This is a genomic window from Marinimicrobium hydrolyticum (genome assembly GCF_030848505.1).
Lineage (GTDB): Bacteria > Pseudomonadota > Gammaproteobacteria > Pseudomonadales > Cellvibrionaceae > JAVDDU01.
This window is the reverse complement of the sequence record NZ_JAVDDU010000001.1, coordinates 160390-182564: the sequence shown is the minus strand read 5'-3', so window position 1 is coordinate 182564 and position 22175 is coordinate 160390. Positions and strand designations below refer to the sequence as shown.

Below are 22175 nucleotides of genomic sequence, written 5' to 3'. Positions count from 1 at the left end.
AGTTGCTATAAGCGCCACTATGCCACTTTGTTTCGGCTATGGCCAGCCTGTTAATAAGCTGACATTATAACCTCGGAAGCTCCAGACCACCTTCTTATTAAAGATAGTACACACTAACGGCACCCGGCAATGTTTCATATCGTCTTATTCGAACCCGAAATCCCACCCAATACCGGAAATATCATCCGCCTGGCGGCCAATACCGGCTGTCAAATCCACCTGATTGAGCCGCTCGGTTTTGTCCTGGACGATAAGCGCCTCAGGCGCGCCGGCCTCGACTATGGCGAGTGGCAAGATATGAAGCTTCACGCAAGTTGGGAGGCCTTCGTCAACGACTGCCGCCCAGAGCGCCTGTTCGCTCTGACCACCAAAGGCACAAAAAGTCCCTCTCAGGCGCAGTTTATCGAAGGCGATTACCTGGTGTTTGGCCCCGAAAGCCGTGGCCTACCGGCTTCTATCCGTGACGCTCTGCCGCCCGAGCAGCTCTTGCGCATTCCTATGCGCCCGGGCAGTCGTAGCATGAATCTGTCCAACGCTGTGTCAGTGGTGGTGTACGAAGCCTGGCGGCAGTTGGATTTCGCCGGCAGTGGGCGCTGATGATCGAACGCGACAGCGCTGGTATCATGCGGGCTTTTTAACCATGAGGTAGGCATGAGTAAGATTCAGATTCTGGTGGGCAGCGTCGGCGGTACCGCCAGTAAAGTGGCTGAGTTCGTGGCTCAAGTAGCCCGCGACAATCGCCACCAGGTGAGTATCAATGCGGCCCCTAAGACTGAAGACCTGCTCCGGGACCCGGACGAAGTGCTGCTGATCTGCACCTCCAACACCGGTGCCGGCGACCTGCCCGCCAATGTCTTGCCTCTATATATTCAGCTCAATACGGAATACCCCCCCATTGCCGGCCGGCGCTATGGCCTAATTAACCTGGGCGACAGCAGCTACAGCACCTTTGGAGAGGCCGGCCAACGGCTGGACGAGGCTTTCGCCGATTTGGGCGCCATCCGGCAAGATCCACCATTAATTCTGGATGCCAGCAGCGGCCTGGACCCGGAAGAAGAAGCCCGCGAGTGGGCCCAAGCCTGGCTGGAGTCTCTATGAGTCGGGCGCCCATAGGACTTTTTTACGGCAGCTCCACCTGCTACACAGAAATGGCTGGCGAAAAAATTCGCGGCGTCCTGGGGGAGGACCGCGTGGACATATTCAACGTGGCCGACACTCCCATCATCACCGCGCAATTCTATCCGCATCTGATTTTCGGCATCCCCACCTGGGACTACGGCGAATTACAAGAGGACTGGGAAGAAATCTGGGGAGATCTGGACGAGCTGGAACTGAGCGGAAAGACCGTGGCCCTGTACGGCTTGGGTGATCAGGTGGGTTACCCGGAATGGTTTCAGGACGCGCTCGGTTACCTGCACAGCAAAATCCTTGCTCGCGGTGCTCGTCCTTGTGGCTACTGGCCTCGGGATGGCTATGAGTTCGAAGCCTCCAAGGCACTCACCCCGGACGAAACCCACTTTGTGGGCCTACCTCTGGACGAGGAAAACGAGTTCCAACTGACCGACGAGCGGATCCGCCAGTGGTGCGCTCAGATTGAACGAGAATTTGGCTTGTGAGCGACGACGGCGCCCCGAAGCCGGCCGAAATCTCCTGGGACGAGGACGGTCAACCGCTTTCTACCGTCTTCGGAGACGTCTACTTTTCCCGTCAGGATGGCTTGGCCGAAACGCGCCATGTGTTTTTACACCACAACCAACTACCCGAGCGCTTCGCGCAGCTGAAGGATGAAGACCACTTCTGCATTGGCGAAACGGGTTTCGGCTCGGGGCTGAATTTTCTCGCCACTTGGCAGCTCTGGCAGCAGTGCGCACCAGCCGGAGCGCAACTGGACTTTGTCAGTGTCGAGAAATTCCCGTTACAAAAGCACGACTTGGCCCGTGCCCTGTCACTTTGGCCGGAGCTGGCCCCTTTTGCCAATCCCTTGCTGGAGGCTTTTCCGCCACCCCAGGGCGGTTTCCATCGCCTGGAATTTGCCGGCGGAAAGATTCGGCTCACGCTGATCGTTGACGAAGCCGCCCAAGGGTTGGCGCAGCTGCTGGCTAGTGACCACCCACTTTTCCGCGCGGCGGGCATCACCATGGACGCGTGGTTTCTGGATGGTTTCGCACCCTCTAAGAACCCGGATATGTGGCGCCCCGAGTTGTTCACGGTCATTGGTGAGCTCAGCGGCTCCGGCACTACCGCAGCCACCTTCAGTGCCGCCAGTGTCGTTAAGCAGGGCCTGGCTCAGGCGGGGTTTTCCATCACCAAAGTGCCGGGCTTTGGGCGCAAGCGCGAAATGATCCGCGCGGCTCGAGCCAACACCGTTTCCTCAACCCACTCGCCGACCACGAGATGGAACAAAAACACCCCACCCTGGGATTTGCCCCCAAAGTCCGTCGATGCTTCGAAAAAGGCCATAGTCATTGGTGGCGGGTTAGCCGGCTGCCACACGGCCCGAGCGCTGGCGGACAGAAACTACGAAGTGACACTACTGGAGCGGCAATCACACCTGGCTGCCGAAGGCTCGGGCAACCCCCAAGGCGTGCTTTACGCCAAGCTGTCCCACCAAGCATCACCACTGGGCGAGTTCAACCTCGCCAGTTTGATGTATGCGCAACGTCACTATCAGCCGTTCTGGCAAGCTGGCCCCGCGTACGGAGAAGCGTGTGGCGTGTTGCAGCTCGCGTACAACGCATCGGAACAGGCGCTGCAAGAACAACTCCGCGAACGCTTAAGCCAGCACGAGGGTTTCCTGTCTTTTGTGAACCAAGACCAAGCCAGTGAAATTGCGGGTATCGCCCTGCCTTATGGCGGCCTCTATTTTCCCCAGGCCGGGTGGCTGGCTCCTCCTCAGGTGTGCGCGCGCTTGATTGACCATCCAAAAATTCAGGTGCGCTCGGTCACGGAGGTGACCGAACTTGCGTACGATGAGGACTGGCAAGTTTCACTCGCGGACGGCTCAACACTTCACTCAGACTTAGTGGTCATCGCCAATGCCTTCGATGCCCGGCGCTTTGCACAAACCCGCGACCTACCGCTCAAGTCCATTCGCGGACAAGTGACTTATCTGCCTGCGACGGAACGCAGCCACCAACTCCGTGCCGCCTTGTGCGCAGAGGGTTATCTGGCGCCCGCGCAAAACGGGGTCCACTGCGCCGGAGCCAGTTTTAATCTGGGTGATAGCAATCCTGCACTGACGGAGCAAGATCACCACACCAACTTGAATAAGTTGAGTTATTTTGGCTCTGAGCTAAGCGGTTTGTGGCCCCACGCCGATAGTCACTCCCTCGATGGCCGGGTCGCCTTTCGCTGCGCCACCCGGGATTACCTGCCGGTGGTTGGGCCTGTGCCCCGCCGTGAACAGTTTCTCGAAGACTATGCGCCCTTGCGCAAAGACGCCCACGCGGATATACCAATTCCGGGGGCTTACTGGCCGGGCCTATATGTGAACCTGGGCCACGGCTCGCGCGGGCTGGCCTATACGCCCCTGTGCGCGCAGCTGCTGGCGGCACTTATTTGCGGGGAATCCAGGCCAATGAGCCGGGACTTGGCCCGAGCACTCCACCCGGCGCGGTTTTTGATTCGGGATCTAATTCGCTCCCGGGTGTAGCCTATACTGTGTCTGGATCCTAATAAACTGTGAGGTGTCACCATGCTGCCCAACCCAGGCCACCCCAAAAGAGCCGACGCCGACGTCGATCCCATCCATAATTATTATGAGCGCTTGGTGCTGGAAGAAATTGTGAACCAAAGCGACCGTGCCAGGCAGGGCGATCGGGATTTTTTAGCGGATACCGCCTGCGTCGCCCTGAATCGATTGCCACCCAAGTACATTCGCCACAATGTGGACATGACATTCTTTATGTCGCCACAAGAAGTGGCCGAAACGGAACAAAAAGTAACCGATGCCGTACAAGCGGCTTTGTCCTATGTTCAACAACGGGAAGAACAAAAAAGCCAAGCCTGACGTCGGTGGGTCAATCGCGCTTGGGCCCAGCGTCCAGGGTCTCGGCTGATTCCAAGGGAGTAGGCTCGCTAATAACGTGCGAACCACTGCCGCAAGAAATGACCGTACGCAACGCCGTTTCAACACTGATATGCGGCAGTAGCTCCACGCAATCGGCACTTAAGTGGTACACGAACCCCGAGCTTGGCACGGGCGCGGTGGGCACATATACCGTGCAGTCGCCATTATGATGGCGTGATGTAACAATAGCGGTAACCGAGACCGGGTGCGCGCGCCCCATAATATAAGCACGACACACCTGGCCCTTGAGTAACGAGGAATTTTTTTCGCTGCCCAGAAAATGCGCCACCACCTCACGAATGGTTCGGTAACCAGGCGCAAAGCGCGCCAACCACTCGTCAATGTAACCATGCAACCAGCGGCCAACACTGGTTTTTACCCCGAGTCCGATCAGAAAGAACAACAGTAATACGAACAGCATCCCCAACAGATCAGCCACCCAGCCGAAGCGGATCCAGCTCACCAGCCACCCACTCAGAGGCTCCACCAACCCAGCGGCGGTCCCCAGGAGCCACTGCACCAAGAGGATAAAAATGGTAATAGGCAGCGCAACCATCACGCCGCCAAATAGAGTCAAGGTAATAAAGGAACGCCAACGCTTCATTCTGTCGCCTCAGTAAACTAAGATAACGCCCACTATTCCATACCCCAGGAGTGACTTCCGTGGCCACTGCGTCATCTCGCCCAAGTTTACCACTTGCTGGCACATTCCTCTTATGCCTCGCTGGAATAATCTCTGCGTGCCAGGCCTCGATCGACGCGCCTACCGAATACACCTATACAGTGCTTGAAGAGCGCGACCACTCCACCCGACTCTTTACTCAGGGGTTATTGCTACATGATGGCCTGTTTTATGAAAGCAGTGGCGGCTATGGCCGCTCACGCTTGGTGAGTTACCCGCGCTCCGGACCAGCGGAGGGTTTTGTAAACCATAAGTCCCTGCCCCGAAGGTACTTTGCCGAGGGGCTAACGGAAATGGAAGGAAAGCTCTATCTGCTCACTTGGCGGGAAAACACCCTATTCGTACTCGACCGGGATAGCTTTGAGGAGTTAACAAGCCACAAGTACACGGGAGAGGGTTGGGGGCTCACAGATAATGGCGACGTGTTGATTCGCAGTGACGGCTCCCACCGGCTGTTTTTTCATGACCGCGAGGATTTTTCCTTACTGCGAACATTGGAGGTGCACAAAAAGGGAACCCCCGTCAGAAAACTGAATGAACTGGAATACATTGATGGTTTCGTCTGGTCCAACATTTGGCACGACAACCGATTGGTACAAATCGATTTAGAAACGGGGCACGTGGTTGGTTATGTGGACTTAACCGACCTTGCCGAGCAAACGGCGCCGGCACACCGAGAAAGCGTGCTCAATGGTATCGCGTGGGATGAAGAGCACCAGGCTATGTGGGTGACAGGAAAAAACTGGCCGACGTTATTTTTGATTCGGCTGAATCAACTTCAGGAGGCGAACAGAGAAGGATAAGCAACGCACAAAAAAGCCGCGCTCCAAGAACGCGGCTTTTTAGAAATGCTATGGCTATTCTGAGCTATTGCTCAGGATGTCACAACGTTTTCTGCTTGCGGACCTTTCTGACCCGCTTTCACATCAAATTCAACTTGCTGGCCTTCGGCCAAAGTTTTAAAGCCTGATCCAGAGATCGCGCTGTAGTGGACAAATACGTCTTGACCACCTTCCGCTTCGATAAAGCCAAAACCTTTAGACTCGTTGAACCATTTAACAACACCCGTACTTCTGGACATATTAACTCCCTAGCTCTTCGCCGGTAAACATGGAAAACGCCGATGTGGCTTCTTGCTGGCGAATCGACCTTACTTACTTATGAAGAACAATACGAAGTTCTAACGACAGACGTACTTGGGCGTACAGATCCGTGTACTCACTAGGACTCGATGTAACCATAAATAATGCTGTGTCTCGCTCAGCAAAACCACTATATACCCGGCTTTGTTGCCAAGTAAAGGGGACCAGACGACGCCGTTAGAACCACTGTTCACACTTGGCTACCACGCTTATAATCGAACGTCATTGCTATAAGTATGGGGCACTTATCTCAACTGGCACATCTTTACCTAAACCAGCAAAGCTGCAACAATCACCTTTAGGTTTTTTAAAGCGGAAACAACTCATGATACGGACTAGCGCCTCCTCAGCGGATTGCCAGATCGACAACAACACGTCTTGTGGCACCTGTCGGCTGAGTGGCCTTTGCTTACCGCTGCGCATGCATTTGGATGATATTGATCGTTTGGACCGAGTCATCCAGCGCAGCCGGCCACTGCAAAAAAATCAGTACCTCTATCGGGCCAATGATCCTTTCCGCTCCATTTATGCTGTGCGCTCTGGCACCGTCAAAGCAACCACGCTAACCGAGCGCGGCCAGGAACAAATCACCGGCTTTTATTTGCCCGGTGAATTGGTGGGTTTGGACGGCATTGCCGAAAACCGATACACCTGCTCGGTGATGACACTTGAAACCTCATCCATTTGCGAGATTCCCTTTGCGCGCATTGAAGAGTTAAGTGCTCAAATCCCTTCCCTACAACGCAACATCTTTCAATTGCTCAGCCGGGAAATCACCCATGACCAACAACTGATCTCTTTGCTTAGCAAAAGCAGCGCGGAGCAGCGCATCGCCGCGTTTTTACTAAGCCTCTCGCGCCGACACGAGGCTAGACACTTGGCCGCTAACGCGTTTCGGCTCCCTATGTCACGCACCGACATGGGTAATTTTTTGGGCCTGACCATTGAAACGGTTAGCCGAGTCTTGAGTCGCTTCCACGCACAAGGCATTATTCAGCTCGATAAGAAAGAAGTACGCATTGCGGACTTTCCCCGTTTACAGGAACTCTCCGAGGCCAACAACTGATGCCCACATCACCACAGCTGCTGAATACCCTGGCCGCCTTTGACACCACCAACCAGGAAGACCCCAATACCGATTTCGTGAATGGCATTGCCGTGGCCAAAGAATACTTGTACGGCGTGCGCATGAGTGAGTGTTTGCAGGATTTTTGCCCGGACGCCTCGGAGACTCTGCAGTTAGCCGCCCGCGCCCAACACATTCGCCGCTGGGACATCCCCCGCGCTGACTTTCCTATGGACCGAGCCGGCTACAAAAAATGGCGCACTCGGCTTGGGGTTTACCATGGTGAAGTGGCTGGAACAATCATGGATCGATTCGGGTACACCCCGGAAGAGATTGAGCGCGTTCAGACGCTGCTGAGCAAGCGCAACCTCAAGCGAGATCCAGAGGTCCAGACGCTCGAGGATGTGATCTGCCTGGTATTTTTACGCTATTACCTGGAAGACTTCGCAAAAAAACACGACGAAGACAAGTTGATCGACATCATTCGCAAAACCTGGCGCAAAATGTCCCCAGAGGGGCACACCGCCGCCCTCGCCCTGCCGCTGTCCGAGGCTATGAAAGCCTTAGTGGGCAAAGCTTTGCAAAAATAGGGGCGCGTGTCGCCCTGCGCCACATCCGCTTCTTTGGTACAATCCCCTGCTTTTATAAACTGACGCGGACACCTTTTGCATGGGGACAGTGACTCTCTACGGCATTGCCAACTGCGATACCGTCAAAAAAGCCCGCCGCTGGCTATCCGAGCACGGCATCGAACACCGCTTTCATGATTTCCGAGCCGACGGCCTAGACGCGACCCAGGTGCGCGCCTGGCTAGCCGAACTGGGTCCGGCGTTGGTCAACAAGCGCAGCACCAGCTGGAAATCACTTGACCCGGCCACCCGCGAGCAACTCAGCTCAGGTGCCGATACAGAAACGGCGCGCGCAGCGATTTTGGCTCAACCCACGCTGATCAAACGTCCGCTCCTGGATACCGGTAGCGAACGACATCTGGGCTTTAGCCCCGCGACTTACGCAACCCTCTTCAATCGATAATTACTGACAGGAAACGCAGCATGACCAAACTGTACAGTGTCGGCCTCGGCGTCGGCAGTCAAAATCGAAACGGCGAATGGCTGGAAGTGTTTTACCCACAGCCGCTACTCAACCCCAGCGAAGCGACCGCTGGCGCCATCGCCAATGTGCTTAATTACCAAGGCGGCAACCAAGCCATCGCTCTGACCAGTGAACATATGCAACCGCTGGCTGAAGCTCTGGAAACCGCAGGCGATACCGAGCAAGCCGCTATCGCCCGAGCCTTCGCGCGCAGCGAACAGCCCCTGGTAGCCACACTGTTGGATCAGGACAGTGCTCCGAGCTCGGTGCCGGAAGCCTACCTGAAGCTACACCTGATTTCCCATCGCTTGGTCAAACCCCACGGCACTGATTTGACCGGCACCTTCGGCGTCCTGCCCAACGTGGCCTGGACCAATCAAGGCGCCGTGGATCTGGCGGAGTTGCCGGAACGTCAACTTCAAGCACGCTTGAGCGGCGCACCGCTGGAAGTTTCCTGCGTGGACAAATTCCCCAAAATGACCAACTACGTAGTGCCCACGGGTGTGCGCATTGCCCACACCGCACGGGTCCGACTGGGTGCTTACCTGGGCGAAGGCACCACCATCATGCACGAAGGCTTTGTGAACTTTAATGCGGGCACCGAAGGCCCAGGCATGATCGAAGGGCGCATATCCGCCGGAGTGTTTGTGGGTTCCGGCTCTGACTTGGGCGGCGGCAGCTCCACCATGGGCACCTTGTCCGGTGGTGGCAGCATTGTGATTTCCCTGGGCAAAGAGTGCCTGCTGGGGGCCAACGCCGGCACCGGCATTCCCCTGGGTGACCGCTGCACCATTGAATCTGGCCTATACATTACTGCCGGAACCAAAGTAGCGGTATTGGATGAGGCTGGCAAAGAGGTGAAAACCGTAAAAGCCCGCGAACTGGCCGGCCAATCCGGGCTCTTGTTCCGCCGCCACTCCACCACCGGCCGCGTGGAGTGTGTCACCAACAAAACCGCTGTGCAGCTGAACGAAGCTTTGCATATCAACAACTGATCACCCTATCAGCGGTAAACCTCAAGCGAGAATTCACCCGGCAATTGACTTGCCGGGTGAATCAATACCGACTGCCCTCTTCCCACCCGACCACCCCAAAGCAACGAACATCTCTGCGACAACGGTTACTACGACCATGGTCTCTGCGAGACGCTCAAGAACATGCCGCTTACCTTGATCATCAGGCAGGACCACTGTTTTACCCATCCAGGCAAAAACCCTATGTCTTCGGAAATCTTGACCACGCCAGGGTTTCCCGGTAGCTTCGATGCAATGCAATAAAGAGATAACGGTCACGGGCGAAACGGCCCTGAGTGGCTTTGATTCGAATGTTACGCCATTGAGAAACAAGCATGGAAGTAATCGAGGATTTCGCCGAGAAGCATGTTTTACAGGTCCACGCACTTTATCAACGCGAGTGGTGGACGAAAGGGCGCACCGTTGAACAAACGAGAAATTGCATTTCTGGATCTCAGATATGCATCGGCGTCCTTGCTTCGGACGGAAATGTCATTGGATTTACGCGAGTACTAACAGACTTCACCTTCAAGGCAATAATCTTCGACGTTATTGTAGAAGAAAGTCATAGAGGTCACGGCATAGGTGAAAGGCTGATCAGCTTGGTAAAGTCTCACAAGAAGCTTCGCAGCGTAACGCATTTTGAGCTTTACGGGTTACCAGAGTTGATACCATTCTATAAAAAACACGGGTTTACCACTGAGGTAGGTGGCATAGCTCTAATGAGGTGCGAAAATGCGTAATAATACGCGACAATTCGCACCCTTCGTGTGCCAGACGCTCGCAAGCTCGTGCCGAGGCGCTTTGCGCTAATGCCTATAAAGAATTCGTCCACCTTTACTCTATTGTTTGTGCTCTTGGCTTGTTCGATACAGACGATTTTTCTCGTGAGTAATTGGAATTTACATAAAGCCACTCACGATTCAATTACGTTTACTAAGGTCATATGCTAGTCACGATTTCAACCTACAGCTTTCCGTATGAGGCCCATATTGCTAAATCGCGATTGGACTCAGAAGGGATACCTGCGTTCATTGCAGACGAACATACGATTAATATGCAATGGCTCTATTCTAATGCTATGGGGGGAGTACGGCTGCAGGTGCCCCAATCTTATGCTGAGAAAGCACTTCAAGTATTATCTGAGGACCGAGAAGCCGATCTCATCGACGAAATCGGCCTTGATTCAGAGACCTGCCCTCACTGCGGAAGCACGGATACCGAGTTTCATCAAATCGGACGCCGGTGGGCATTTCTGGTCTTTCTCGGCATAAACTTCCCTCTGTTTCCTGTGAAGAATGGAATCAGATGCAAGCAGTGCGGAAAGGTGTCAAAAACGTAGCCTCATTACTTCCTCTGACGCCAAGCCGTGACAACTCGTAAATCGAGCATCCTCAGGAGAGAAAGCAATCACGCGACGAGCGCCTTATACGACGCTAAACTTCCGGGTTACCCAGAGTGCATAGACACCCTGTATAGTGAAACCTGACTCTAGATGATTGCATGATCAGAGAAAGAACTCCAAAATCCGTCTGGGGTAAAACAAGCATCAGGAGTAACAAATAATGCCATTGAAAAAGCCATCAGCCGAAACCCAACGCAAAGCCGCAAAACTTTTGTCATCTGCCGCAATGGGTGTTGCGCTCGGTGTGGTCGCGGCCTGCAGTCCGCAAAACACCACTCACCCAGAGGCCACCAGCTCCGATCAATTGCAATGGCAGGAGCACAAGGCGAGCACGTCGCCCAGCGCGCGCCACGAGAACGGGTTTGTAGCAGTGGGTGAACGTTTGTATTTGCTCGGCGGCCGGGGTGAACGGCCCCTGGACATTTTTGATCCGGCCACCGGCAGCTGGAGCCAGGGTGCCAAGCCGCCGTTTGAAATTCATCATATGCAAGCCATTGCCTACGACGAGAAACTCTACGTGCTCGGCGCCATGACCGGCGGTTTTCCGGAAGAGCCTTCGCTGGCCAATATTTTGATCTACGATCCTGCTACTGACTCCTGGTCAACGGGGCCTGAGATTCCCGCCGATCGTCGACGCGGCGCCAGTGGCGTTGTGGTGCATGAAGGGCTGATCTATCTGGTGGGTGGAAACACGCGAGGCCATATGAGCGGTTATGTCCCTTGGTTGGATGTATTTGACCCAGAAACCGAAAGCTGGACGCAACTGCCCGATGCCCCCCATGCGCGAGACCATTTTCACGCGGCGGTGATTGATGGGCAGATTTACGCGGCTGCGGGGCGCACGTCATCTCACGACACGGGCGAAGTCATGTCGCTCACCGTTGGCCCCGTTGATGTGTACGACATTGCCGATCAGCGCTGGCACACACTGGAAGCGCCCTTGCCCACTCAGCGCGCCGGGACGGCAACGCTAACCTTTAACGGGTTGTTGGTGGTCCTGGGCGGCGAGAGTGGCAGCCAAGTGGAGTCCCACCACGAAGTGGAGGCTTACAACCCTGAAACTAACCAATGGGTCAGCCTGCCGCCCTTACCGGTTGGGCGCCACGGCACCCAGGCCACGCTGTTTGAGGACGAACTGCATATTGTCGCGGGCAGCGAAAATCGTGGTGGCGGGCCTGAGCTAAATGATCATTGGATTTTGGGGACAGAGGAGTAAGCCGCACCCATCGTGAAGCGCGAACCTCAAGGGCACGAGACGGCATTTCCCACGACCGCGATTCAAGGGTTGCATTGGATTTATGGCATTCCTAAGTGAGTCGAGTAGCCACAACGGCGTGAAATGGTACGGAATGGCCCTGCGCTCCCCCGAGCCTTGACCAAGCCAGACTTTAGCGGTAGTTTCGACGGCTGCGATTAATTGTCGGTCTGGGGCGATCCGGCCACTTTGACCAAACAAGCTTTCAGGAAGCAGACAATGAAACACTTAATAACTATTGCAATTTTGGTGGCGGCTATTGCCGTCGCATCGGCAGGCCACTCCTTCGGATTTGCCGTATTGGTAGTCATTGGGATACTTTTAGAAGGCGTATTCTGGCTTCGGGTTTTCAAAAAGCGTAATCCTTCGCCCACTTACTCCTGAATTTGGATTTCCAAGCAAACCGAGGCGCCAGCACAACCACGCGCCTCTCTCCCACACCCTAAGACCGTTGGTGCTTTTTTGCCCCCCAACAAAGTACTTTTTCCACCCCCCCGACTACCTCTAACCCCTTGATTTCACTGAACTGTCGTAACGATTTCGTCTATATTTCGTGTTTGTTTCGTTTTACACTGGCTTCGATTCGGCAACACTGAGCTCACCTCGAACAGCAAGGGTGGAACCATGATTGTAAGGAAATTACGTTTGAAGAAGGGCTGGTCTCAAAGTCAGCTGGGAGAAATGGCCGGCGTGACCACTCGGACCATTCAACGTATTGAACAAGGCCATCGGCCGAGTATGGAGACATGCAAAGCGCTTGCGTCTGTGTTTGAGGTAGATCTATCTCTACTACAACCGGAGGATGAGCCAATGCAAGATGACACCGAATTGAAGATGGACGAACAACGGGCGCTTATGTACGCCAAGCGTATGAAGGAGTTTATTGAATGCCTGATTACCTACGTAGTATTGGCGGGGGTGTTTTTCGTTGTTCTCTATGACGAGCCAGTTGTCTATATTATCTTTGGCGGTCTGGGAATCGGTCTGATTATTCAAGGGCTTATCGCTTTCGAAGTTGTGAGCTTTATGCGCCCTGGATGGGAGCGACGACTGGCAGAGCGCAAACTGGGACGCAAGCTCTAAACCGTTATGTGTCCAGCCCCAACAATCAAATCAACGGCGCGACTTTCGGGCACAGTGGCTAGTCGAACGGTTGGCCGATACCATGGTTCTCAAGAACGAGGCGAAAGGACTCGCATTTTAACTTACGTAGACCTCCTCAGTACCGAGAGGCAACATAGTGCGCTTAAGAGCCCACCGTTGAGTTCCCTCTCGGCGATAGTGGGCGCTGGCAGCTTGCACCTCGTCTTAATGCATCTTTGGACGGTGTTTTATCCAGAGGGAATAACTACCGCAACCGCCTTATTTGGGGGATAAAACACTATAAAATCAATAAGTTACCCGGAACACACACCAAACTGGGATATGTTTCACCACAATTACTTTCCCTATTGAGCGACCTCCCCATCCTTCAGACCTTGACCACACCATGCTTTGGCGGTAGTTTCCACGCACTAATGAAGAGATGTGAAAATTAATTATGGAAGAGATGAATTAGTGAAGATCGGCAATTATAAGAAAATATATAAACGCTTTGGTTTAATTGCTGCCCTGCATGACCTCATCATTAGTTCTATTGGAAAATTCAGCAGATTCGGATTGCTGTACATCTATGTCCACAGAGAAAACACCGCCACGGGAAAACAACCGGAAGGGCTGACCCTCAGGCCTATTGAGCGTCAAGAGCTGGAAAACTATGTTGCTCAATACAATACTCATATGACTCTTAAAAGCATCAACAAATCGTTGCAAAACAACGATGTTTGTATCGGTGCCTTCATAAATGACGAACTATGCTCTTACGCGTGGTTCGCGGAGCAACCATCGGTTTGTTCATTTGGGCTCGTCACCACTTTCAGCAAAAACTACGCTTACACTTACGATAATTTCACTTTCCCCAAACATCGCGGCAAAGGGCTTCAGCCTTGGATCAAAAATTACGCTCTAGATTTCTATAAAAAGCAAGGAAGAGAAGGAATCATTACAGCCATTTATTCCAATAATTTTAGCTCCAGGCGAGCAACCGCTTCTGCGGGAGCCAGAGTAGCGGGTTACTTTATCTATTTTATTGGAAAAAAATTTTACTTTCGGAAAAAGTTTAAATGTGAAGGTCTGGGTTACAATCTTGAGCCCATCGGCGACCATCAAAAATGAGCGGCTCTTCTTTACGCAATAAAAAAAACTAGCGGAATGGCTTAAAGACACTGAGACGGACACTTTGTTTACAAGCGGGCGTACTGCGGTCTCTATGTCACACTGGAACGGGACGCACAAATTAACGCGCCCCGCCCTCGCGAGTTTCTAGCACAATTACTCACCCCGCTCTCGCGCCTCTCGGCGTAGCTCCACAGCCTGCTCGTGAGCGGCAAAGGCCTCTTGGCGGTTGTCGAAGCGGAATAAATGGCGAATGGTGCATTCCTCACCGCCAATATGCACGGTGCCACGACCGCCGCCGCAGACCTCACCGAAGTCGGATTCAAAGCCTGCTCTGGGCGTGGTTCCCATTGCCTGGCATCCGGGCAACATGGTTGCCAGATAGTAATTTCTCCGTCCGTCTATGGACATCACGTCATGCTTGAGCACCCCGTAGCCACGTATGTCTGTTGAACGCACACAAGCGCGGCCGTTTTGGCCGGTGGTTTCCAGCAGTGCGTTGGACATGGTTGGAACCTCCTCACGGCCAAACAGGCCGCACGCCGACAACACCAACACCATCCCTGCACTCAAAACAACGGTCTTAATGGTCATGGTTCACCTCCAGAATAAGCTGTCGCCCCAGGCCTGATCGTGCCGAGGCTAATTGATCGATTATTGTCCAGCCCTGTGGGCCCTGCGTCCAGTGCTCGATGCCGAGTGAACCCATTAATGTTCAGCTCACGTCTACTGATAGCGAATGGACTGAATAAACTCCTGATAACACGCCCACGGCACCTCAGGCTCGGCTTGGTTTTCGGGATCCCAGGGATATAGCAATTGAACCATCACTATGTGATTGGGAAACAAAATGTTCGTCGACACCACAACCGCTTCGCTGTCATCCGTGGAAATGCCTTGAAAAGCGGGTCTGTCGTTAACCTGCGTATCGTCACCGGATATAACCCGATTGCCCGCGGACTCGACACTTTGGAAATAGACATTGCGCACGGCACTGTGGAAAGACGCCTCGTCTCTCACATTTTCGGGTAAACCGTAGATGGATACTGAGTAATCCCCTGCGGCTTTCCAGCCGCCACGGCGAGAGGTAAACCGAACTGAAGCCCGGGAATCTCGAATGGACATATCGCCAATGCATGCTTGCGGAGCCGCCACCGAAAAAGGCTCACCCAGGAAGCTGTAAGTACCCTCCTCGTCCATCCGCGTTTGGGGACCGGCGCAGGCCGTCACAAAAACCAGGGTAAAAATGCAGAGCAAGCGGTGCATGAAGTCATTCCTCTTTGTTTCCGAAAGCGGCGCTGGGAAGCCAGCGATGACACAGATATGGTTGGTGGCCTCGCACGTCAGTGCCGCTCCAAACTACCCCGGCACCCACGCTCGGTCAAGACGCCACTTTGGGCGCTTCCCCCAAAGCTGTTAGAATTGCCGCCCATTGTCCCTAACCCGAATCCGCAACAGAAAGGCTCCTCATGCCCCTTAGCCCAACCCTGGAACTCGCCGTAGACCTTATCTCCCGTCGCTCCGTTACCCCGGAGGACGCCGGCTGCCAAGCACTTATGATTGAGCGCTTGGAGGCGATCGGCTTTCGCGTCGAACCGCTGCGGTTTGGCGAGGTGGATAATTTCTGGGCCGAACGCGGCACTTCAGGACCTTTGTTGGCTTTTGCCGGCCATACGGACGTAGTGCCCACTGGCCCTGAAAGCAATTGGCAGCAACCACCCTTTGAACCTGTCATTGATGCACACGGCATGCTGCTGGGGCGCGGCGCTGCCGATATGAAAGGCTCGCTGGCATCTATGGTGGTGGCCTGCGAAGAGTTTGTCGCGCAGCATCCCGATCACAACGGCCGCATTGGCTTTTTGATTACCAGTGACGAAGAGGGCCCGGCCGCCAACGGTACGGTCAAAGTCGTGGAGTGGCTGGAAGCGCAAAACAAAAAAATCGACTGGTGCCTGGTGGGCGAACCGTCGAGCACTGAATGGCTGGGCGATGTAATTAAAAACGGCCGACGCGGCTCGCTGGGCGCCGTATTAACCGTGAAAGGCGTTCAGGGGCATGTGGCTTACCCACACCTGGCCGTTAACCCCATTCACCAACTGGCGCCGGCCCTGGCGGAACTGACCACGGAGAAGTGGGACGATGGCAACCGATTTTTCCCCGCCACCACGTTCCAGGTGTCCAATATCAACGGCGGCACTGGAGCCACCAATGTGATCCCCGGGGAGGTGCAGGTGCTGTGCAATTTCCGTTTTTCCACGGAGGTGACCGAGCAGGAATTGCGCGAGCGGACTGAGAAAATCCTAAACCGACATGGCCTCGACTATCACGTGGATTGGCATTTGAGCGGGCAGCCGTTTTTGACCGCCGAGGGTGAGCTGGTGGAAGCCATCGTCCAGGCGGTGACAGCGGAAACCGGCAAAGCCCCCATCCTGTCCACGGCCGGCGGCACCTCCGATGGTCGGTTTATCGCGCCCACCGGAGCTCAAGTGGTTGAACTGGGCCCCATCAACGCCACCATCCACAAAGTGGATGAGTGCGTAAATGCCGAAGATCTGAATCGGCTGACCCGAATCTACCGGGGCACCCTGGAACGGTTACTGGTATCTGGCCGTTAACCGGACAGAAAAAACCAACCCTGCGCACTGATTAAATGGATCACGGACGGTCCATTAGATTACCGGGTTAGCTCACTGAGTTGATACACCATCACGGAACAATGTTCCTCCAGATGCACCGCTGTATAAAGGTCTGCACTTGCACAACTATCTGCGTTTTCTAAAAAGCTCCTGGGCCTTGCTGGCCTTTGGTTTCGCCAGCATTTTTTGGGGCAACTTTGGCCAGTCGTTTTTTATCAGCTGGTATGGCGCGTCCATACAAGCCTCGCTGGATTTGTCCGCCGGGCGCTACGGGGCAATCTATGCTCTGGCGACGCTGGCCAGCGGCCTGTTGATTATGACCTTCGGCGGCATGATTGACCGCTGGCCACTGCGCCGGTTTGTCACCTGTGCGGCGCTGGGCTTAACGGCGGCCTGTGTCGCTATGGCTGCCGCCGTCAATCCACTATTGCTGTTTGTGGGTTTCTTCCTGGTGCGTTTGTGCGGGCAGGGGCTGTTACCCCACTCGGCACAGACCACCATGGCGCGCTACTTCGACAGCAATCGGGGCAAGGCATTGAGCATCTCTGCCAGTGGCGTCCCCCTGGGTGAAGTGCTGTTGCCAACCCTGGCAGTGGCGTTGATCGCCTGGTTGGGCTGGCGCGGCAGCTGGCTGGTGGTGGGGTTGAGCGTGGTAGTGCTTTATCTCCCTCTCATTTACTGGCTGCTGCGCCGCTCCACGGTGGATACCAACATTCCACCCGTTTTGGCTTCCGCGGAGGTGATGCGGCAAAGCGCCGGGCGTAAACAGATGCTGACGGATTACCGGTTTTGGTTGGCGCTGCCCACGGTGTTGTCCGGCCCGTTTATGGTCACCGGAATCTTTATTCACCAGGGTTTTATTCTGGAAGAAAAAACTTGGAGCGCTTCCTGGCTGGCCACATGCTTTATCGCGCTGGGTATCACCCATTGGGTCAGCTCACTAACGTCCGGTGTGCTGGTGGATTACTTCAGCGCCCGGCGTTTGCTGCCGTTCACTCTGGCCCCTTTGATTACCGCCCTCGCCTGCCTGGTGTTGTTAGAGGGCGCCTGGTCGGCGCTGCCCTTTATGATGCTCTTGGGCATGAACATTGGTTTAAGCAGTCCGGTGTTGGGCGCGCTGTGGGCGGAAGTCTATGGCACCGCCAAGCTCGGTTCCATACGCTCACTCATGAGCTCACTGATGATCATTTCCACGGCGGTGTCGCCGATATTGTTCGGCGTGCTTATTGACCGTGGCTTGAGCGTCACCGGCTTGTTCGGCGGCGCTGGGCTCGGGCTACTTGTGGCTCTGGCGCTGGTGCTATTTTCTTACCCCCATACGAAAAGCGGTGAAGCCTGACAGCTGGTACCATACGGGTGTCCACCCCAGTACCTGAGAACGATTATGTCGCGCCTGTTTGATCGCTATCTGCTCTGGCCCCTTCTGCTGATCGGGCACCTGCTCGCCATGAGTTTACTGGCCTGGCATCTATTGGCGCAGGTTAACTTTGGCTACCCCGTGGGCTACCAAGTGTTGGACATTCACGGTCATATCCAAACCTACGCGCCCCAGAACCACTACAAAGATCACTTTGAACTCACCAGCAGCGACGAGCACAAGCGCCTGTTTGCCGAGATCACCCGCGCCATTCAACGCGGCGGCGAGGGGCTGGCCGAGATTAGCTACACCCTGCCCAGCGGCGAGCAAACCCCCATGATGCGTGAACCAGAAGTGGTGCACCTGCAGGATGTTGCCAATTTGGTGCGGGACTTTTATCGAGTGGGCATTGCGGGCGGGTTAATACTGCTGGGAACTCTGATCTACGCCTATCATCGTCGGCTGCGACTTCCGCCGACACGAAAATTGCTCTCGGGCTTCGCCATGGCCATTGCCGCTATCGCCATACTGGTGCTGGCCATCGGCCCCTTGCGGGTGTTTTATGGCTTGCACGATTACGCCTTCCCGGACGACAACCCCTGGTTTTTTTACTATCAGGACTCGCTCATGACCACCATGATGAAAGCACCGGATCTGTTCGGGTTTATCACCCTTCTGCTGGTGGCAGTGTTCGCGCTGCTATGGGGTTTATCCGCTTGGGGTATGGCGCGCTTACTCCGCTACCGCGCGCTAAAGCGCTGAGCTCTTAAACGCTGAATCAGGAACTGCACGAGAGCATAGAGCAACCCGCCCGCTGCCGTGCCCACTCGGGGCGACGGGCAAAGTAGGCGTGGTGCTCTGGCTGTTCATCGTAGGGGTGGCGCAACAATTCCAGCAAACGGTGCACTTCCGTGAAGTCCCCCTGCTCGGCGGCATCTATGGCCTGTTGTGCCATGTAGTTGCGTAGAACGTACTTGGGGTTAACCCGGTTCATGCGCTCCTGCCGACTCTCTTGGTCCAAGCCGGTAAGTACTTTTTCTTGTATCAGACGCTCACGATAACGACGCAACCACTGAGCGATGCGTTGTTGTTGGCCTTGCGTAGGCTCTTGGTAGTAAGCGGGCCGGACTGGATCGATGAGCTCCAGGTCGGAACGGTCGTCCTCAGTATCCTCCAAACGCGCATCAAAATCGGCCAAGCTGCGATAAAAAATGGTCATGTCGGTTTCGGTCAATTGCAGCACTTGCTGCAAATCGGAAATTAAATCCGCATCGGTATCCGGCCTGAACTCGGGCAGCCCCAACTTGGCGGCCGCATCGCGTTGGGAGCAACTCTGATATTCGGTCCGGTACACGTCCAAGGCCGCCTTCAAGGGCTCAACTTCATCCACCAGAGGATAAAGCGCGTTGGCCAGCTGAGCCAGATTCCACAGTGCCACCTGGGGCTGATTGCCAAACCGGTACCGCCGGCCCTGAGCATCGGTGGTGTTGGGGGTCCAATCAGGATCGTAACCTTCCAACCAACCGTAGGGGCCGTAATCAATCGTTAAACCGAGTATGGACATGTTGTCGGTATTCATAACCCCATGCACAAAGCCCACGCGCATCCAGTGGGCGATCATGCGCGCCGTACGCCGACACACCTCTTCCAGCATGGCAATGTAGGTGTCGCGCCCCGGCTCGCCCAGTTCGGGAAAGTCATTGCGCACCGTAAAGTCGACCATTTGGCGCAATAACTCGGTATCACCCCGAGCGGTGAAGATTTCAAAATGACCAAAACGGGTAAAGGATGGCGCTACCCGGCAGACTACAGCGCCGGGCTCCCACTGGGGGTTGCCGTCGTAGAACATGTCCCGCTGCACTTGCTCACCGGTAAGGGTAAGACTGAGCGCGCGCGTGGTGGGTACACCCAGGTGATGCATCGCCTCACTGCACAGAAATTCCCGCACCGAGGAGCGCAGCACCGCCAGGCCGTCCGCCGTTCGGGAGTACGGCGTAGGGCCGGCACCTTTTAGCTGCAGCGTCCAATGTTCGCCGCACTTATTTTTAACGTCGCCCAAGTTAATGGCCCGGCCATCCCCCAACTGCCCAGCCCAATGGCCAAACTGATGTCCGCCATAGCAAGTGGCGTGGGGATCCATGCCAGGCAAGAGTTGGTTGCCGGTGAACACCTGGGTGAACGTTTCGGAGCGACACTCATCGGGGGTTAGGTCCAGAAGCTCGGCCACTTCCTTGGCGTAGGCAACCAGTTTTGGCGCTGGGGCGTGTTTGGGGTGAACGCGGGAGTACGCCGCCCTTTCCACTTGGTGAGGATAATTTTCAGGATTCGGGTCGGCGGGCAAGTGGGCTAACAGACGGTTATCAAATGTCAGTTGGCCCAGTGGTTCGCCTTGGGGGTTTTTGGTATCGGTCATAAGGGCAGTGTATCACCCGCGCGCGCTCGCCTCCTATGCGTTCACGCGTCCGAATCAGTCAGTGCGGCCACGCCGACGAACTAACCACAAGCAGAAAAACCCGATCAGCAGTAGTACGAAGGAGCCTGCTTCGTTAACGGTCACCACTGTCTCCGGCAGTCTATAGCTGAAGTTATCCATGGCGAACACGCCACCAAAGGGGTCAATTACCAGTCGGCTGATGCCCACAAACGTATTGCCAAAGGACGAGCCATCAATCCAAGCACCACCGGTTATGTTGATGTAGCGGGAAGTCCCCAAAAGTGTATTGTGTGCATCGTAGGCCGTGACCCGAACAAAACTGGTGGGCATCTGAGAGGCGCTTGGGGGGACGAACCAAGCTCCCAGAAAATCAAACGGCGTATCCCGCCCGACCGTCAGATGCCGGGTCGCGCCTTCATTGAACAGAAATTGGGTGCCAGACTGCGCCGCGGCGGTAAACCCACTCTTGTTGGTATTGCCCACGCTCCATTTGGAGTCCCACGCAAAGCCACCATAATTTTGGCTAGCGGGCAGGCCAGCACTGCTGGTGCCAGAAAATTCCAGGTCGTCGAATGTGAGTAGGCTCGCGTGTACCACTGGCGCCGCCAGCAGGGAGAGAGCAAAGACGACTCTCAAGGCAATCCGGTTTAGTGCAGATGTTTCCATATCGTTTCCCGAATTTAAAGAAGGGGGTGACCCGTTAATCTTACTTAGAGCAATTTCGGAGCCAACTAATAAAAAGGCTTATGACTCAACAGCTTGTGTGACGTGGTTCACACTTTGTGGGTAGAAGAGGGAGTGTTTGGGCAAAGAACGTAAAGCTATTCGACACTTCAGTGGTCATGCGCGTCACCTACAAACGCAATGAATGGTAATTGCCTCCGTCGCCATCACTCTCGGTAAGCTCAGGGGAAAAAGAACACCGCAGCGAGGAGTACCGTGGGACGTGCAGGGTGAGTGTTCAGCAAGCCTCAAAAGAGGGACCTTTTGAGGCAGTCCCCAGGGAAGGGTTTACGACGTTTGCTGAACACTCACCCTGCACGGCCCGAAGGCTTACTTACGTAAGCACTTGTTCAAACTGTTTGTTTCGGACAACTGTGCGCTGAGGGGGCGCCTTAGCTTCGTTAGTAACTGGGAGGATCAACCCGTACTGCGGAACTGGTGTTAATGCGGAACCACCCAGCAATGCTGTGGCGGGGCCGGTGCGCGGGTAGGACTTCGTGGGGGAATTCTTCGCTGAGGAAAATTACCAGCTTGCCATATTCCGGCAAAATCACCTCCAGCGGTTCACTGCCCGATTCCGGGTACAGGACCAGCTCGCCACCATCGGCGGGTTGCCAGCTGGGATTTAGGTAAAACACCGTGGACAGCACCCGATTGGACTGGCCTTTGAAGGCATCCAAGTGCTTTTTGTAAAAAGCGCCGACCGGATAGCTGGCGTAATGGCACTCGTAATCAAACAGACCCAGAAAAAGACGGCGGTTCAAACCCTCACGGAGCTTTTCCGTCCAGGCCAGAAACTCAGCACTGGCCTGTGACTCGCCCCGCAACCAGCAAATCTTGTCGAGTCGCACAAAGCGGTTAACCTGAAAGTCATCCTGCCGTCCAACCCCTGCCGGCTTGAATTCCGCCTGTTCCAGAGCCTTGAGGTCCGCAAACAAACTGTCCGTCAAAGACGCCGGCAATACCCCAGACAGGACCGCGTAACCCACTTGTTCCAAAGACTGGGCAATTTGGTCAAAGGTATCGCCATCGGTGGGACCGCGGCTGTAAGGCGTGGCTATTTGCAATGGGTAAGCTCCGGGCGGGA

General features: G+C 55.0%; 26 protein-coding genes. 19 read left to right on the top strand and 7 right to left on the bottom strand.

What is annotated here, in order from left to right; all coding sequences use genetic code 11:
• The first annotated feature begins 129 nt into the window (after positions 1–129).
• The 5 genes from trmL to RBH33_RS00790 are packed head-to-tail and all read left to right on the top strand — an operon-like array spanning position 130 to position 4009.
• A complete protein-coding gene (gene trmL, locus RBH33_RS00810; RefSeq protein WP_306730219.1) occupies positions 130–597 on the top strand; it encodes a tRNA (uridine(34)/cytosine(34)/5-carboxymethylaminomethyluridine(34)-2'-O)-methyltransferase TrmL in 468 nt (155 codons plus the stop codon).
• A gap of 54 nt (positions 598–651) precedes the next feature.
• A complete protein-coding gene (locus tag RBH33_RS00805; RefSeq protein ID WP_306730217.1) occupies positions 652–1098 on the top strand; it encodes a flavodoxin domain-containing protein in 447 nt (148 codons plus the stop codon).
• A complete protein-coding gene (gene fldB, locus RBH33_RS00800; RefSeq protein ID WP_306730216.1) occupies positions 1095–1616 on the top strand; it encodes a flavodoxin FldB in 522 nt (173 codons plus the stop codon). The genes RBH33_RS00805 and fldB overlap by 4 nt, the downstream gene beginning before the upstream one ends.
• Positions 1613–3652, top strand: a complete 2040-nt coding sequence (gene mnmC / locus RBH33_RS00795; RefSeq protein WP_306730215.1) for a bifunctional tRNA (5-methylaminomethyl-2-thiouridine)(34)-methyltransferase MnmC2/FAD-dependent 5-carboxymethylaminomethyl-2-thiouridine(34) oxidoreductase MnmC1 — start codon at positions 1613–1615, stop codon at positions 3650–3652. The genes fldB and mnmC overlap by 4 nt, the downstream gene beginning before the upstream one ends.
• A 42-nt stretch (positions 3653–3694) precedes the next feature.
• Positions 3695–4009, top strand: a complete 315-nt coding sequence (locus tag RBH33_RS00790) for a late competence development ComFB family protein (RefSeq protein ID WP_306730214.1) — start codon at positions 3695–3697, stop codon at positions 4007–4009.
• A 10-nt stretch (positions 4010–4019) separates the two neighbouring features.
• On the opposite strand, the gene RBH33_RS00785 is transcribed toward RBH33_RS00790, so the two are convergent.
• A complete protein-coding gene (locus RBH33_RS00785; RefSeq protein ID WP_306730213.1) occupies positions 4020–4673 on the bottom strand; it encodes a DUF502 domain-containing protein in 654 nt (217 codons plus the stop codon).
• A 59-nt stretch (positions 4674–4732) separates the two neighbouring features.
• On the opposite strand from RBH33_RS00785, the gene RBH33_RS00780 reads away from it, so the two are divergent.
• The gene (locus tag RBH33_RS00780) at positions 4733–5554 is read left to right on the top strand and encodes a glutaminyl-peptide cyclotransferase (RefSeq protein ID WP_306730212.1); all 822 of its coding nucleotides are present in this window, start codon (positions 4733–4735) and stop codon (positions 5552–5554) included.
• 71 nt (positions 5555–5625) lie between these two features.
• Here RBH33_RS00780 and RBH33_RS00775 read toward each other — a convergent pair whose 3' ends face one another.
• Positions 5626–5832 carry a cold-shock protein gene (locus RBH33_RS00775; RefSeq protein WP_306730211.1) on the bottom strand — a complete coding sequence of 69 codons (207 nt, stop codon included), beginning with the start codon at positions 5830–5832 and terminating at the stop codon, positions 5626–5628.
• A gap of 386 nt (positions 5833–6218) precedes the next feature.
• Between RBH33_RS00775 and fnr the strand changes: the two genes are divergently transcribed.
• The 10 genes from fnr (at position 6219) to RBH33_RS00725 (ending at position 13938) form a co-directional block, all read left to right on the top strand.
• Positions 6219–6959, top strand: coding sequence for a fumarate/nitrate reduction transcriptional regulator Fnr (fnr, locus tag RBH33_RS00770; RefSeq protein ID WP_306730210.1), 741 nt, complete (start codon positions 6219–6221; stop codon positions 6957–6959).
• Positions 6959–7549, top strand: coding sequence for a DUF4202 domain-containing protein (locus tag RBH33_RS00765; protein WP_306730209.1), 591 nt, complete (start codon positions 6959–6961; stop codon positions 7547–7549). Before fnr ends, RBH33_RS00765 begins: the two co-directional genes overlap by 1 nt.
• Positions 7550–7628: 79 nt before the next feature.
• Positions 7629–7991 carry an ArsC family reductase gene (locus RBH33_RS00760; RefSeq protein ID WP_306730208.1) on the top strand — a complete coding sequence of 121 codons (363 nt, stop codon included), beginning with the start codon at positions 7629–7631 and terminating at the stop codon, positions 7989–7991.
• A gap of 20 nt (positions 7992–8011) precedes the next feature.
• Positions 8012–9046 (top strand): 2,3,4,5-tetrahydropyridine-2,6-dicarboxylate N-succinyltransferase, encoded by a 1035-nt coding sequence (dapD, locus tag RBH33_RS00755; RefSeq protein ID WP_306730207.1) that lies wholly within the window; start codon positions 8012–8014, stop codon positions 9044–9046.
• Between the two features lie 353 nt (positions 9047–9399).
• Positions 9400–9807, top strand: a complete 408-nt coding sequence (locus tag RBH33_RS00750; RefSeq protein ID WP_306730206.1) for a GNAT family N-acetyltransferase — start codon at positions 9400–9402, stop codon at positions 9805–9807.
• A 203-nt stretch (positions 9808–10010) separates the two neighbouring features.
• Positions 10011–10406 (top strand): putative signal transducing protein, encoded by a 396-nt coding sequence (locus RBH33_RS00745; protein ID WP_306730205.1) that lies wholly within the window; start codon positions 10011–10013, stop codon positions 10404–10406.
• Between the two features lie 223 nt (positions 10407–10629).
• Complete coding sequence (locus RBH33_RS00740; protein WP_306730204.1) at positions 10630–11685, top strand: Kelch repeat-containing protein; 1056 nt, start codon at positions 10630–10632, stop codon at positions 11683–11685.
• 258 nt (positions 11686–11943) lie between these two features.
• Positions 11944–12108, top strand: coding sequence for a hypothetical protein (locus RBH33_RS00735; RefSeq protein ID WP_306730203.1), 165 nt, complete (start codon positions 11944–11946; stop codon positions 12106–12108).
• Positions 12109–12348: 240 nt separating this feature from the next.
• A complete protein-coding gene (locus RBH33_RS00730; RefSeq protein ID WP_306730202.1) occupies positions 12349–12807 on the top strand; it encodes a helix-turn-helix domain-containing protein in 459 nt (152 codons plus the stop codon).
• A gap of 444 nt (positions 12808–13251) precedes the next feature.
• Positions 13252–13938, top strand: a complete 687-nt coding sequence (locus RBH33_RS00725; protein ID WP_306730201.1) for a hypothetical protein — start codon at positions 13252–13254, stop codon at positions 13936–13938.
• A gap of 156 nt (positions 13939–14094) precedes the next feature.
• Here RBH33_RS00725 and RBH33_RS00720 read toward each other — a convergent pair whose 3' ends face one another.
• Together RBH33_RS00720 and RBH33_RS00715 are read right to left on the bottom strand one after the other, a co-directional pair.
• On the bottom strand, positions 14095–14532 hold the full coding sequence (locus RBH33_RS00720; RefSeq protein ID WP_306730200.1) for a DUF6491 family protein: 438 nt from the start codon (positions 14530–14532) through the stop codon (positions 14095–14097).
• A 132-nt stretch (positions 14533–14664) separates the two neighbouring features.
• Positions 14665–15204 (bottom strand): hypothetical protein, encoded by a 540-nt coding sequence (locus tag RBH33_RS00715; protein ID WP_306730199.1) that lies wholly within the window; start codon positions 15202–15204, stop codon positions 14665–14667.
• Positions 15205–15407: 203 nt separating this feature from the next.
• On the opposite strand from RBH33_RS00715, the gene dapE reads away from it, so the two are divergent.
• The 3 genes from dapE to RBH33_RS00700 all read left to right on the top strand — a co-directional run bounded on the left by dapE (position 15408) and on the right by RBH33_RS00700 (position 18693).
• Entirely contained in the window at positions 15408–16553 is a 1146-nt protein-coding gene (gene dapE / locus RBH33_RS00710) for a succinyl-diaminopimelate desuccinylase (RefSeq protein WP_306730198.1), read from the top strand.
• A 139-nt stretch (positions 16554–16692) separates the two neighbouring features.
• Positions 16693–17913 carry an MFS transporter gene (locus RBH33_RS00705; RefSeq protein ID WP_306730197.1) on the top strand — a complete coding sequence of 407 codons (1221 nt, stop codon included), beginning with the start codon at positions 16693–16695 and terminating at the stop codon, positions 17911–17913.
• A gap of 45 nt (positions 17914–17958) precedes the next feature.
• On the top strand, positions 17959–18693 hold the full coding sequence (locus tag RBH33_RS00700; RefSeq protein ID WP_306730196.1) for a lipoprotein intramolecular transacylase Lit: 735 nt from the start codon (positions 17959–17961) through the stop codon (positions 18691–18693).
• Positions 18694–18709: 16 nt separating this feature from the next.
• On the opposite strand, the gene RBH33_RS00695 is transcribed toward RBH33_RS00700, so the two are convergent.
• The 3 genes from RBH33_RS00695 to RBH33_RS00685 form a co-directional block, all read right to left on the bottom strand.
• Positions 18710–20344 carry a protein adenylyltransferase SelO gene (locus RBH33_RS00695; RefSeq protein ID WP_306730195.1) on the bottom strand — a complete coding sequence of 545 codons (1635 nt, stop codon included), beginning with the start codon at positions 20342–20344 and terminating at the stop codon, positions 18710–18712.
• A gap of 54 nt (positions 20345–20398) precedes the next feature.
• Positions 20399–21031, bottom strand: a complete 633-nt coding sequence (locus tag RBH33_RS00690) for a hypothetical protein (RefSeq protein ID WP_306730194.1) — start codon at positions 21029–21031, stop codon at positions 20399–20401.
• 458 nt (positions 21032–21489) lie between these two features.
• On the bottom strand, positions 21490–22155 hold the full coding sequence (locus RBH33_RS00685; protein ID WP_306730193.1) for a 2OG-Fe(II) oxygenase: 666 nt from the start codon (positions 22153–22155) through the stop codon (positions 21490–21492).
• Positions 22156–22175: the final 20 nt, after the last annotated feature.

Excerpts from the sequence above, each read along its gene's own strand:
- trmL (WP_306730219.1), top strand. The coding sequence starts at position 130 with ATGTTTCATATCGTCTTATTCGAACCCGAAATCCCACCCAATACCGGA.
- RBH33_RS00805 (WP_306730217.1), top strand. The coding sequence starts at position 652 with ATGAGTAAGATTCAGATTCTGGTGGGCAGCGTCGGCGGTACCGCCAGT.
- fldB (WP_306730216.1), top strand. The coding sequence starts at position 1,095 with ATGAGTCGGGCGCCCATAGGACTTTTTTACGGCAGCTCCACCTGCTAC.
- RBH33_RS00790 (WP_306730214.1), top strand. The coding sequence starts at position 3,695 with ATGCTGCCCAACCCAGGCCACCCCAAAAGAGCCGACGCCGACGTCGAT.
- RBH33_RS00785 (WP_306730213.1), bottom strand. The coding sequence starts at position 4,673 with ATGAAGCGTTGGCGTTCCTTTATTACCTTGACTCTATTTGGCGGCGTG.
- RBH33_RS00775 (WP_306730211.1), bottom strand. The coding sequence starts at position 5,832 with ATGTCCAGAAGTACGGGTGTTGTTAAATGGTTCAACGAGTCTAAAGGT.
- fnr (WP_306730210.1), top strand. The coding sequence starts at position 6,219 with ATGATACGGACTAGCGCCTCCTCAGCGGATTGCCAGATCGACAACAAC.
- RBH33_RS00765 (WP_306730209.1), top strand. The coding sequence starts at position 6,959 with ATGCCCACATCACCACAGCTGCTGAATACCCTGGCCGCCTTTGACACC.
- RBH33_RS00760 (WP_306730208.1), top strand. The coding sequence starts at position 7,629 with ATGGGGACAGTGACTCTCTACGGCATTGCCAACTGCGATACCGTCAAA.
- dapD (WP_306730207.1), top strand. The coding sequence starts at position 8,012 with ATGACCAAACTGTACAGTGTCGGCCTCGGCGTCGGCAGTCAAAATCGA.
- RBH33_RS00750 (WP_306730206.1), top strand. The coding sequence starts at position 9,400 with ATGGAAGTAATCGAGGATTTCGCCGAGAAGCATGTTTTACAGGTCCAC.
- RBH33_RS00745 (WP_306730205.1), top strand. The coding sequence starts at position 10,011 with ATGCTAGTCACGATTTCAACCTACAGCTTTCCGTATGAGGCCCATATT.
- RBH33_RS00740 (WP_306730204.1), top strand. The coding sequence starts at position 10,630 with ATGCCATTGAAAAAGCCATCAGCCGAAACCCAACGCAAAGCCGCAAAA.
- RBH33_RS00735 (WP_306730203.1), top strand. The coding sequence starts at position 11,944 with ATGAAACACTTAATAACTATTGCAATTTTGGTGGCGGCTATTGCCGTC.
- RBH33_RS00730 (WP_306730202.1), top strand. The coding sequence starts at position 12,349 with ATGATTGTAAGGAAATTACGTTTGAAGAAGGGCTGGTCTCAAAGTCAG.
- RBH33_RS00720 (WP_306730200.1), bottom strand. The coding sequence starts at position 14,532 with ATGACCATTAAGACCGTTGTTTTGAGTGCAGGGATGGTGTTGGTGTTG.
- RBH33_RS00715 (WP_306730199.1), bottom strand. The coding sequence starts at position 15,204 with ATGCACCGCTTGCTCTGCATTTTTACCCTGGTTTTTGTGACGGCCTGC.
- dapE (WP_306730198.1), top strand. The coding sequence starts at position 15,408 with ATGCCCCTTAGCCCAACCCTGGAACTCGCCGTAGACCTTATCTCCCGT.
- RBH33_RS00700 (WP_306730196.1), top strand. The coding sequence starts at position 17,959 with ATGTCGCGCCTGTTTGATCGCTATCTGCTCTGGCCCCTTCTGCTGATC.
- RBH33_RS00695 (WP_306730195.1), bottom strand. The coding sequence starts at position 20,344 with ATGACCGATACCAAAAACCCCCAAGGCGAACCACTGGGCCAACTGACA.
- RBH33_RS00690 (WP_306730194.1), bottom strand. The coding sequence starts at position 21,031 with ATGGAAACATCTGCACTAAACCGGATTGCCTTGAGAGTCGTCTTTGCT.